General features: G+C 44.7%; 10 protein-coding genes. 6 read left to right on the forward strand and 4 right to left on the reverse strand.

The annotated features are described in order from the left end of the window. Window positions 1–132 precede the first annotated feature (132 nt). From D0A37_RS09115 to D0A37_RS09125, 3 genes are all read left to right on the forward strand, one after another. Entirely contained in the window at window positions 133–588 is a 456-nt protein-coding gene (locus D0A37_RS09115; RefSeq protein ID WP_242723407.1) for an HAD domain-containing protein, read from the forward strand. A 48-nt stretch (window positions 589–636) separates the two neighbouring features. Continuing rightward, entirely contained in the window at window positions 637–2,076 is a 1,440-nt protein-coding gene (locus D0A37_RS09120) for a pentapeptide repeat-containing protein (RefSeq protein ID WP_242723409.1), read from the forward strand. Between the two features lie 98 nt (window positions 2,077–2,174). Further along, window positions 2,175–3,908 carry a helicase HerA domain-containing protein gene (locus D0A37_RS09125; protein ID WP_242723411.1) on the forward strand — a complete coding sequence of 578 codons (1,734 nt, stop codon included), beginning with the start codon at window positions 2,175–2,177 and terminating at the stop codon, window positions 3,906–3,908. Between the two features lie 77 nt (window positions 3,909–3,985). Here the strand turns inward: D0A37_RS09125 and D0A37_RS09130 are convergent, their stop codons facing one another. Continuing rightward, window positions 3,986–4,666 carry an OmpA family protein gene (locus tag D0A37_RS09130; RefSeq protein ID WP_242723414.1) on the reverse strand — a complete coding sequence of 227 codons (681 nt, stop codon included), beginning with the start codon at window positions 4,664–4,666 and terminating at the stop codon, window positions 3,986–3,988. 7 nt (window positions 4,667–4,673) lie between these two features. Then, entirely contained in the window at window positions 4,674–5,333 is a 660-nt protein-coding gene (locus D0A37_RS09135) for a hypothetical protein (protein WP_242723416.1), read from the reverse strand. Between the two features lie 881 nt (window positions 5,334–6,214). On the opposite strand from D0A37_RS09135, the gene D0A37_RS09140 reads away from it, so the two are divergent. The 3 genes from D0A37_RS09140 (at window position 6,215) to D0A37_RS09150 (ending at window position 10,921) form a co-directional block, all read left to right on the forward strand. Next, window positions 6,215–7,219 (forward strand): RNA polymerase sigma factor, RpoD/SigA family, encoded by a 1,005-nt coding sequence (locus D0A37_RS09140; RefSeq protein ID WP_190662649.1) that lies wholly within the window; start codon window positions 6,215–6,217, stop codon window positions 7,217–7,219. Between the two features lie 464 nt (window positions 7,220–7,683). Beyond that, window positions 7,684–8,181, forward strand: a complete 498-nt coding sequence (locus tag D0A37_RS09145; protein ID WP_242723419.1) for a hypothetical protein — start codon at window positions 7,684–7,686, stop codon at window positions 8,179–8,181. A 202-nt stretch (window positions 8,182–8,383) separates the two neighbouring features. Then, window positions 8,384–10,921 (forward strand): CHASE4 domain-containing protein, encoded by a 2,538-nt coding sequence (locus D0A37_RS09150; protein ID WP_242723421.1) that lies wholly within the window; start codon window positions 8,384–8,386, stop codon window positions 10,919–10,921. A 49-nt stretch (window positions 10,922–10,970) separates the two neighbouring features. Here the strand turns inward: D0A37_RS09150 and cobO are convergent, their stop codons facing one another. Then, window positions 10,971–11,597 carry a cob(I)yrinic acid a,c-diamide adenosyltransferase gene (gene cobO / locus D0A37_RS09155; RefSeq protein WP_242723425.1) on the reverse strand — a complete coding sequence of 209 codons (627 nt, stop codon included), beginning with the start codon at window positions 11,595–11,597 and terminating at the stop codon, window positions 10,971–10,973. A gap of 73 nt (window positions 11,598–11,670) precedes the next feature. Next, window positions 11,671–12,249 carry a Uma2 family endonuclease gene (locus D0A37_RS09160; protein ID WP_242723426.1) on the reverse strand — a complete coding sequence of 193 codons (579 nt, stop codon included), beginning with the start codon at window positions 12,247–12,249 and terminating at the stop codon, window positions 11,671–11,673. Between the last annotated feature and the right edge of the window lie 13 nt (window positions 12,250–12,262).

Raw genomic sequence — 12,262 nt, forward strand, 5'->3', positions numbered from 1 at the left:
ACAGTGAATAAGAATGTTGATTGCCCTCTAACAAGTCGATGTAGCGAACACTTGAGAGAGAATCGTAAATGCCGATTTATATTATTAAGCAGTATTAATATTCATCAAATTATTCAATAGGACTTTTAGTTAATGTTAATTTTTTTAAACATTGATGGTGTACTTATTCCTGACAGAACACAGGAAACATCGAGTTTGCAAACAGATATAATGAAATTTAATTCAGCTTGCATTAATCACTTTGAAAAGGTTCTTCGTTCCTATCCTAATGTGCGAGTAGTAATTTCATCATCCTGGCGTGAAATATTCCCCTTCGAGGTAATCCCGCCATTATTTTCACCAGATATCGCTATCCGTATTATCGGATTCACCCTTTTTCTCAACCCCAAAAGTATTCATCAACACAAATATTTACGACACCAGGAAGTTCTTGAGTATCTTCGACAAAATCAAGCAGAAAACTCACCTTGGGTAGCCATTGACGATATTCCAGAACACTATCCGCCAGATGCGCCAGTTGTGACTATTGATGATTACAATGGTTTTGACCAGAACTCAGCAAAGATACTTTCAGAATATCTAACTTGATTTCAAAGGTTAGGAAAAAAGTATCGGAATAGAGAGGGTAAATTTGACATGGAAATAAACGTTGGTGACTTTCTGCACCGACTTGATCTCAGGGGACAAGCACTTAAAGGCACCAACCTTGGCGGTGCGGAACTCCGGGGAGCCAACCTCAGAGGCACGGATCTCCGAGAAACCAACCTCAGCGGCGCTATGCTCAGGTATGCAGACCTAATTGAAGCCGACCTCAGCGGCGCCAATCTCAGCGGGGCGGATTTGGCTGAATCATTTCTCAATTTAGCTAACCTCACTAGAGCCGATTTGACTGGTGCTGTCCTCCGAGAAGCTAATCTTGTAGGAGCCGAATTCACCGGCGCCAACCTCAAACAAGCAAGTTTGATCAAGGCTAATTTAGTTGGAGCAAATCTCCACGAAGCCAACTTAACCAGAGCCAATCTCAGTGGGGCCGATTTGCGCGGTTCTCAGTTGAGCGGCGCCATTTTAGACAAGGCGGTATACAACAACCGGACTATCTTTCCCGATGATATTGATCCGGGTGCAATGGGAGCATTTTTGCTAGCTCCCAATGCTTCGCTCCCTGGCTTAAATCTGGCTATGGTAGATTTGACCGAAGCCGATTTAAAAGGAGCCGATTTGCGGCGGACAAACTTATACAAAGCTATTTTATTTGGCGCCAAACTCGATCGGGCAAACTTAGCAGGAGCCAACCTCAGCGGAGCGGACTTGAGGGAAGCCAGTTTGAACGCCACGATTTTGGAGAAAGCTGTTTATAGCAACAAGACTTTGTTTTCAGAAGGTATCGACCCCAGTCTGGGCGGAGCTTATTTGATTGCTCCCAATGTATCGCTGCAAGGGGTAAACTTAACCGGAGCCGACTTAAACGGGTCAGATTTAAGCGGAGCTAATTTGAGCGCTTCTAACTTAAGTTCGGTCAATCTCAAAAATGTAGACCTCAGCAGAGCTAGCTTAAAAAAAGCTTACCTCAAAGGTGCAAACTTGGAGCAAACAGATTTGAGAGGAGCCGATTTAAGCGGCGCAATTTTACACCAAGTAAACTTGAGTTCTGCTGACCTTCGGGGTGTAGACTTAACAAGGGCTGACCTCAGCGGTGCTAATTTAAGCGATGCCGATTTGAGGGAGACAGATTTCACCGGAGCTACTTTGCTGTTCGCTAACTTGAGCGGGGCCGACTTGAGAGGTGTAGACTTGACAAAAGCTAACCTCAGCGGCGCTAAGTTAAACGAAGCTGATCTCCGAAAAGCAGATTTGATGAGAGTAAATTTGGAGGGAGCAGATTTAACTGAGGCAGACTTGAGCGATGCTCATTTATTCCGAGTTAATCTCAGAGGTGCTAACCTGAAAGGTACTAACCTCAAAGGCGCAAGTTTAAAAGGGGTATTTTTGACCGATGCTTATTTGAGCGAAACGGATTTGACCGATATACATCTGAGTCCGAGTTTTTTTGAATTGCCATTAGAATCGGAATGGTAATTAGTTGACTGTTAACAATCAAAAATCTACAATCAAAACTCGCCCCGCGAAAATTGCCCGATTATTAACAATCGAAAATCTAAAATCTAAAATCTAAAATGGATCGACCGTTAGGCTCTGTTATTCAAGGTTCCCTGAGCAAGGGATTAGAAGTGCGACTGCACGCCGATGTTTCGGTGGAAGATATGAGGGTGGGGAAATTTCTAGTAGTGCGGGGGGTGCGATCGCACTTTTTCTGTATGCTCACCGACGTGTCTCTCGGAACTTCTAGCGCCCGCATTTTATCGAATCCTCCCAATCCCGACGACGATTTTCTTCTCGCAGTGCTAGCCGGTAGCAGCACCTACGGTACGATCGAACTTGCGCCGATGTTGATGTTGACTGCTGAGAGAGAAAAACAGCAGGCAATTTTCGACCCGACGAAAAACGGCGGAGTTCGCGAGAATAAGCTGGCGTTAGGAAATTTGGCTTCTTTTGAGTCACAAACGGGCGCGGATATTGAGTTGCTGCCGGTCAAAACTATTCCCAGCCACTTTTCCCAGGTGTTTGATGCCAAAGAAACTGATTTTCGGGCAGTTTTTGGCTGGGAAGATGACCCCTATCGCCGCAATTTTGCGATCGGCAAACCGATTGACATGGACGTTGCTGTATGCTTAGATTTAGACCGATTTGTGGAACGCAGCAACGGAGTTTTTGGCAAGTCGGGAACGGGAAAATCTTTTCTGACGCGCTTGCTATTGTCGGGAATTATTCGCAAGCAAGCTGCTGTCAATCTAATTTTTGATATGCACTCGGAGTACGGGTGGGAAGCTGTTTCGGAAGGGAAACAGTTCAGCACTGTTAAAGGTTTGCGGCAGTTGTTTCCCGATAAAATTCAGATTTATACCCTCGATCCAGAATCGACCAAACGCCGGGGTGTCCGCGACGCTCAAGAGTTATTTTTAAGTTTCGATCAAATTGAAGTGGAAGACATCGCGCTGGTGCAGCGCGAGTTGAATTTGTCGGAAGCTAGTATCGAAAATGCGATTATTTTGCGAAATGAGTTGGGAAGTGGTTGGATAAACACCTTGCTGGAAATGACCAACGAAGATATCCAAATGTTTTGCGAAGAAAAGCGGGGAAATAAGTCTTCGATTATGGCTTTGCAGCGCAAATTAGAGCGACTGAATGATTTAAAATACATTCGGAAACGCTGTCCCAAAAATTATGTAACTGAAGTTTTGCAGTGTTTGGATGGCGGGAAGAATGTAGTAATTGAGTTCGGTTCCCACTCGGATTTGCTGTCATATATGTTGGCTGCAAATGTGATTACTCGCCGCATTCACCAAGCTTATGTGCGGAAAGCAGAGAAGTTTTTGCAGAGCAAAAATCCGTGCGATCGCCCGCAGCCATTGGTGATTACCATTGAGGAAGCTCACCGCTTTCTCGATCCGGCGATCGTGCGATCGACTATTTTCGGTACAATTGCCAGAGAAATGCGAAAATACTTCGTAACCCTGCTAATTGTAGACCAGCGCCCCTCAGGCATCGACGCCGAAGTCATGTCGCAAGTAGGCACCCGGATCACAGCTTTGCTAAACGATGATAAAGACATCGATGCTATTTTTACCGGCGTTTCGGGAGGGCAGAGTTTACGTTCAGTTTTAGCAAAACTCGACTCCAAACAGCAAGCATTAGTTTTGGGGCACGCCGTACCCATGCCCGTAGTCGTGCAAACTCGCCCCTATGACGAGCAATTCTACAGAGAAATTGGGGATATTGACTGGCAAGAAATGCCCGATGAACAAGTATTTGCCGAGGCAGAATCTGCTAAAATGGATTTGGGATTTTAACAACAGATTAAACCCTTATAAAATCCCTCTTTATCAGCGTTAATCTGCGTGCATCGGCGGTTAAAAAAATCTAATTCCTATGTTTTAATAATTAATTCAACTCGGCGGTTTTTCTCCCTCCCCACCGGGTTGTCTGAGCCGTCTAAATGATTATTAGGAGTAATCGGTTTAGTTTGGCCGTACCCTTTAGTTTGCATTCGGGTATTCTGCACCTTGAAAACGTTGATAAAATAATATTTTACCGCTGCGGCTCGCTTCTGGGAAAGTTCGAGATTATAGGCATCTTCCCCGTGGTTGTCGGTGTGTCCGTTGATTAAAATTTGGGCGTTTTTGTAATGTCTCAGCAGCAGAGCGATCTTGGTGAGAGTGGGTTTAGCTTGGGCGCGGACGTTATATTTGTCAAAATCAAATAAAATAGTGTCTGGTACATTAATTCTGATGCCTTCAGATACTTTTTCGGCGTTCAACTCTGTTTCAATCTTTTTGACAGTCTCGGTTGTTATTTGAGTTGGTAGCTGCTCCTCTGTCGCAGTTTGATTCGCGATGAGATTCTCAACTTTTACTGTAGTTTGAGCAATAATTTCAATTTTTACTTTTGTAGGAGTAATTGGTATTACTTCTAAGGTTGTAACTGCTGTTGATTCTGATTCAACAGTATCGACTTTTGCGGATTTACTGGCAGCCAACTGAGAGGATGAGGTGGCGAAAAACAATGAGGAGATTATCGTAGTATTAATCAGTCTAATTAGCTTTGTCATTTCTCAATCACCTGTTAATTGGAATATTGTCGAATAGGGTAATAGAGTTACTCGAATAATTGATAGTGGAATATATCCGCAAATTATTGGCTTTCGGTTGTAACCAACCTACGAATACAAACTGCCCTTTGAGCGTAGTGCCTGGTTTAATCATAATTTGGGTATTATTGGAGGGAGGTAACAAATTATATCGTTGCCCATAGTTGTCGTAGAGATACATACTATTTTCACCATTAAGTATTACAACTTCCTTGCTACCATTTGTAATCACCATAGTCACTATAATGCTATCTTCACCAAATGTAATTTTTGTCAGCCGTCTCCATAGTTGTTTATCGATAACGCGCAGGTCGTAAGTTTGTGCAGGTGGCAGAGAGTTTGTAGGTTGCTGGGCAACCTCTAAACTCGTTTGAGTCGGAACTGGCGTAGGATTTGGAGATTGAGTTTGAATTGGCGTAGGAGTTGGAGTATTGGGTGCGGGCGATGCGGCGGGTTCTTGTGCTATTGGTGTTTGAACGGGAGGTGAAATTGATGGAGTTTGAATTGGCGTAGGAGTTGGGGTATTGGGTGCGGACGACGCGGCGGGTGCTTGTGCCAATGGGTTTTGCACACAGGCGACACACACCAGCGATAGTAATGCTAATTGTGGGAAATTTTTAGCTTTCATTACTGCACCCGATCGAGCTTTTCTGCTAATTTTAATATAGAGTGGTAGCTTTTGTTGCGGGTTTAATCTAGCCTTGAGAATTAGATGAGCTACAAAGTGCGATCGCCCCTAAAATCTCTTTAACTAGAAATTACGATCGAACCTCAAAAAAATTAGGCCCCAGCTTTCAGTCAGAAGCTTTTCCCCCTTCACCCCCTGACCCCTCATCCCTAACTGCCCAAAATTTGCATAAGCTTAAACATGATGGAGATGATGGAGCCTAGGGGCACAATGAAAGTCACACAGGGCAACAGCCAGCCTTTATACACCTTGTCGTTACTCGTAGCAGAATTGGATTAGCATATTTAAATAAAAATGTCAATAAATATTTTAAACAGTTACTCGCATCTAATACGGCGATGGAGTTCGGTTATCTCGCATCGCAGCATCTAGGCAGCGAGAAAAATTCAAGCGATGATAGAACAGAGAGCAAAAAAAGCCCTCGAAGTGCATGAGTCTGTTTGCATGAGTATTGTGAAGTTGAGTGGCAGTTAAAACTAACAGGGAATTCAAAACCTTAAGGAAAAATGTAGAATCTTGACCTTAAGACAGAGGTTTTTACCCTTTACGATCCTCAAAATTGGGAATAATATTGAGAAAACTAAACTCTTGCTTCACTTCGCCTTGAACTAGCCGTTAAAGCTAGCGAGCTACCGAAAATCGACGGCGATTACTGGAAAATCAAGCACAAAAGTAATCCCAAACAAAAAGCTTCTACCGATCGTCACCGATAAACAGAAGGGGAAACATCCCCTTTGTCGCAGTCTTTATCCCACTTGCAAAAGTGGGACAGGGTATCACCAACTTTTTATCTGTTGTTACAAGGAGTGCAATACTCACCCATGTCCACCATAACCCCCAAAAACAAAACAGTGAAAGCCGATCGCATGGGCAGCCGGCCATACTCCTCAACGGATACGGTTCGTACCTATCTGCACGAGATCGGTCGCGTACCCCTGTTAACCCGAGAAGAAGAAATTGTTTTCGGGAAGCAGGTGCAGCAAATGATGAAATTAATCGAAGCAAAACAAGCACTTGCTAAAGAATGGCAGCGGGATCTGACGGATCAAGAGTGGGCTGCCGAAATGGAGTTGACCGAACCTGAACTTAGCCGGATCTTACACATAGGGCGACGCGCTAAGCAAAAGATGATTGAAGCCAATTTGCGGCTAGTAGTGGCGATCGCCAAAAAATACCAGAAACGCAATATGGAATTCTTGGATTTAATTCAAGAAGGCACCCTTGGTTTAGAACGAGGAGTCGAAAAATTTGACCCGATGCGGGGATACAAATTTTCTACCTATGCCTACTGGTGGATTCGGCAAGCAATTACGCGCGCGATCGCCCAACACGCCCGCACAATTCGATTGCCAATTCACATCACCGAAAAACTCAACAAAATCAAAAAAGTGCAGCGGGAACTTACCCAGCAGTTGGGCCGGTCTCCCTCCCCCGGGGAAATTGCTGCGGCCTTGGAACTGCACCCTTCCCAAATTCGGGAATACCTGCTGATGGCAAGACATCCAGTTTCTTTGGACTTGCGGGTAGGAGACAACCAAGATACCGAACTGCAAGAACTCTTAGAAGACGAAACGGCATCTCCAGACAACTACATTACCTCGGAATTGCTGCGGCAAGACCTCGATACTTTGATATCAGAACTGACCCCCCAGCAGCGAGATGTGATAATTCTGCGCTTTGGCTTGGAAGACGGGACCGAAATGTCTCTGGCGAAAGTGGGAGAACGCCTCAATCTCAGCCGGGAACGGGTGCGGCAGCTAGAACATCAAGCCCTCGCCCACTTGCGTCGCCGCCAATCTCAAGTCCGAGAATACTTGGCTAGTTAGTCACTAAAAAAGTTGAGATTTCCCAAAATCTCAACTTTTTTTACGTCTATACCAGTTTGAAAGAAGAATGTAACTGTAAGCCCGTGATTCACCCAATTAGGCAATAGGTCATCCCCACTTATTCCATTCTTTAATCTAAAACAGGACTTACGCACTATCGAGCTTAAATCGAGGGTTTGAGATTGCTTCACTACGTTGTCTTCGGACAGAAAATCGTAGTATATGCGTGCAGGACTATAAAACTTAAAATATAAAATGGTATTATTTGACGGGTGGATTGCTCAATCAGGGCGGACGCAAAATTTGTCAAAACTAATCTTAGATTTAAGTTCAGGAACCGGGCGGGCGATCGTTACTTCAAGTTAATAGCCAACATTAAGCCAAATACCCGGTTTCTCTACGAGATTTTTGAAACTGGTACAAGAGGCGCTTGGAACCAGCTATTTTAAATTTTGGGGTCTGGAGTGGTTTTGACTTATTTGATATTGACAGGAAGTTTAGAAGCGATCGCGATCGTACTTGCTCTCTCGCCCAGTAACTTCAGCATCGCATTCCCCGCACGCCCGGTGCAGGACTCGGACATCAAATCCGGCGTTTTAAGCTCGCAATCTCCCCCAAATCCTGCGGCAGATACAGCTAGCACAGGTTTAGCAGATGGCATTTACCTCTACGGCCAGTCGAGCAAGCCAGATGAAATTAAACAAGAATATTTGGTATTGGAAATGCGACAGAGTAAGGTAGTCGGAGCTTTTTACCTGCCTCGGTCTGCTTTTTACTGTTTTTACGGCACAAGCGATCGAACTCAGTTAAATTTAACAGTGGTTGACAGTTACGACGGCAGTCGCTCTCCCTACTCGGTAAACCTGGAACAGTATTACCCAATTTCTACCATCAGCGAGAACGATCGGCGCATCTTGGGTATTTGCAAGGAAGCTCACCAGCAGCAGGTGTGGGAAAAGTAGGAAACACGCGCTGCCTCACCAGTCAATCGATTTTAGATTTTAGATTTTAGATGTTAGATTTTAGATTTTAGAATTGAAGAAAGCAACCCCACTGATACATCGGGGGCCCCCGAACCAAATTGCTTTCGCTCAGGGTTCAGGAAACAGCAGTAAAATTGCTCCTGAGTTTAGAATTTCGGACGGACACCACACACATGGCAAGATGAAACTGCGTCGGAAAACACTATCGATCATTGGCATTACCATCGCTGGATTGACTGGCATTCTGTATGTCGCCTCCTCAAGCATCCTCTTGGGCAGCCTGATCAAAGCAGAGGAACAAGAAGCCACACAGGTTGTCAAGGGAGTGCTCAGCGTGTTCGGGCAAACCGCAGACGACTTCAACTCGCGCTTTGCCGACTGGTCTGCCTGGAACGACACCTACGATTTTATCCAAAACCGCAACTCAGAATACATTGCCTCCAATTTAATTCCAGAAGGGCTCGCTAATATAAGAGTTAATATAGCCATTTTTGTCAATACTTCTGGCAAAATAGTTTACGGTACGGGTTTAGACAGCGAAAAGCTGAAACTAACGCCTGTTCCAGAAGCATTAAAACGGCGCATTTCTCTCAGCGACCCGCTGTTGCAACACCCGAACGCCAACAGCAGCCTCGCTGGTATCCTGCTGCTGCCGTCAGGGCCGATACTGATTACTTCCCGGCCAATTCTCACGACTAAAAGCACTGGCCCGATCCGAGGTACGCTGATATTCGGGCGCAATTTGGATGCTGCTGGTATTGCGAAGGTTTCTAAAATTACTCGCTTGCCGCTGATCGTACACAGCGTTAATGAGGCCCGGTTGCCTGCAGACTTTCAGCAAGTGCGGGAGAAACTGTCGGAAAAAAAACCGATTTTGGTGCGTCCTTTAAGCAAAGAGTCGATCGCGGGTTACGCTCTGATCCGGGATATTTACAACCAACCTGCGCTGCTATTGCGGGTGGATATCCCCAGAGAAATATATCGCCAAGGTCAAATTAGTTTGCTGTACCTGCTGGGGTCTGTAGCGTTAGCGGGAGTTGGGTTGGTCGGCTGCACTCTGCTACTGCTAGAGCGTCTGGTGCTGTCTCGGTTGAGCGGTTTGGCGAAAGCAGTGAACCACGTCAGCAGCAGCCAAGACCTCTCGGTGCGACTGCCGGTTACGGGTGAAGATGAGTTGTCAGACCTTGCCCATACTATCAACGGAATGCTGAGTGCGATCGCCCAAGCCGAAAGCGAACAACTTGAGGAAAAAGCCCGCTACCGAGCCGTAGTCGAGCAAGCTACAGATTGTATTTTCCTCTGGGACGCTCAAACCAAACGCCTTTTGGAAGCCAATACAGCATTTAGAGACCTGCTCGATTACAGTCTTGATGCGATTTCGCAACTGACTATTTACGATATCATCGCTTACTCTAAAGACCTAATTGACAACAATATCGAGTTGCTGCTGACGGACAAACAATTCAGAATTGGCGAAGTTCTCTACCGCCGCCGAGACGGTTCCTGCGTGGACGTGGAAGTGAGCGGGAGCGTGATTTCCTACGGCGGTCGCGAGATTATTTGCACGGTTGTCCGCGACATTACCGAGCGCAAGCAAGCCGAAGCCAAACTGCGAGCCTCGGAAGAACGCTACAGACTTTTGTTTAAAAATAACCCCCATCCGATGTGGGTTTACGATTTAGAAACTCTGGAATTTATAGCCGTCAATCAGGCTGCTGTCCAACACTACGGCTACACTCGTGACGAATTTCTCAACATGACCATTACAGACATTCGTCCCCCTCAAGAGCTGCCGAGATTGTTAGAAAATAAATCCCAAGTAGATGTCGGGATTGAGTTTGCAGGTGTGTGGCAGCACCAGAAAAAAGACGGAACAATTATTGATGTAGAAATTACTTCTTATGCCATGCTATTTGATAGCAGAAATGCTGAATTAGTGCTAGCTCACGACGTGACCGACCGCTTGCAAGCCGAGGCAGAACTTTACCAAGCAAAGGAAGCAGCCGAAGCAGCTAGTTTGGCTAAAAGTCAGTTTTTGGCTAACATGAGTCACGAACTGCGAACTCCTCTGAATGCGATTATCGGTTACAGCGAGATTCTGCAAGAAGAAGCTTTAGATTTGGGCCAAGAAGATTTTATCTCGGATTTGGAGAGAATTCACCATTCAGGTCAGCTTTTACTAACCTTAATTAATGATATTCTCGACTTGTCGAAGATTGAAGCCGGTCACGCGGAACTTGAATTAGAAACTTTTGACGTGTTGGAGGCAGTTCAAGATGTAGCCAGCACTGTTGAACCGCTATTTTTGCGAAACACAAATCGCCTGAATGTGGAGTGTCCTAATAATATTGGCGAATTGTATTCCGATCAAACTAAGTTTACTCAAATTTTGTTTAATTTGCTCAGCAATGCAGCTAAGTTTACTCATCAAGGAACAATTACACTCAGTGTTGAAAGAATTAAAAATGACTCCAATAGTAGGCATTCTGAACGGTTAATTTTTAAGTGTACTGATACGGGGATTGGGATGACTCCTGAACAGCTACAAAAGTTATTTCAACCTTTTACGCAAGCTGATGCTTCGACAACCCGCAAGTACGGAGGTACGGGTTTGGGTTTGGCAATAGCCCAGAAATACTCTCAGATGCTGGGGGGAGAAATTACTGTGAGTAGCGAGTTTGGCAAGGGGTCAACTTTTACTTTAACCTTGCCAGCATAGCTTTATTTTAAATTTTATATCGGGGAAAAAGTCTTGACTACAAAAAACATTAATACTCAATACCTGGTTGAGCTTTAATGCCTTGTTCTCGGAATGGATGCTTAACTAAAGTCATTTCTGTCACCAAGTCTGCCCGTTCGATTAGCGCTGGCGGGGCGCCTCTGCCTGTTAAAATAATGTGGGTTTCTTCTGGCTTTTGGTCTAACCCGGAAAGCACTTGCTCGACTTGCAAATAACCTAGTTTTAATGCTATATTGACTTCATCGAGAAGAACTAATTTAAATTCGGGATTGTAGATAAAAGTTAGGGATTTTTCCCAGGCTTTTTGAGCTGTTTCGATATCTCGATCGCGGTCTTGCGTGTCCCAGGTAAAGCCTTCCCCCATTGCGTGGAATTCTAGCTGTTTTTCCCAGAGTTGAAAAACGGCTTTTTCTGCGGGTTCCCAAGCTCCCTTGATAAATTGTACTATAGCGACGCGGTAGCCGTGACCGAGCGATCGCACAACCATTCCCAAAGCGGCCGTGGTTTTGCCTTTACCGTTACCCGTATTGACTATAATTAAACCTTTTTCTTTTGACGAGTTAGCGATTCGCTGTGATTGCACTTCTTGGCGGCGCTGCATTTTCTGTTTGTGTTGTTCCGCTGTTAAGCCAGTGGTTTCTGTATTGGTTTCCATGAGATTTTTTTTTAACCGCAGATGAACGAGAAAGATGAACGCAAATAAACGCTGATAGATGAAAGATGTCTAGTTATTGCCACAGTGTTTTCAATTTTAACACGAAACCAGGCAAAATATCTTCTCCTGAAAGTTCTGTTGGACATTCCAAAACTTCTATTTCTTGTCCTTGGCGATAGATTTCAACTCTGCGGCTTTTACGGTTAATTAACCAGCCGAGTTTTACTTGGTTATTCATGTATTCTTGCATTTTGTCTTGAGTATCTTTTAAACTATCTGTCGGCGACATTAACTCTAAGACAAAATCCGGGGCAATGGGAGGAAATTTTTGTTTTTGTTCGGGAGTGAGTGCGTCCCATCTTGATTTTTCAATCCAAGAGACATCGGGAGAACGGTTTGCACCGCTGGGCAGTTGGAAGCAAGTTGAAGAATCGAAACAAATTCCCAGTTGAGTTTGTCTGTTCCAAATCACAAAGTCAGCATTAATTTCTGAGTTGTAATTTCCAGTTTCTCCTCCTGTGGGTGACATGACGATTATTTCTCCTTTGGCATTGCGTTCAAATTTGACATCAGGGTTTTCGCGACACAATTGATAAAATTGGTCGTCGGTTAGTTTAACTATGGAGTTGAAGTTGATGGTAACTGCTATCATGGTATTTTATCAA

Origin of the sequence: Microcoleus vaginatus HSN003 (genome assembly GCF_022701255.1) — a bacterium.
Lineage (GTDB): Bacteria > Cyanobacteriota > Cyanobacteriia > Cyanobacteriales > Microcoleaceae > Microcoleus > Microcoleus vaginatus_B.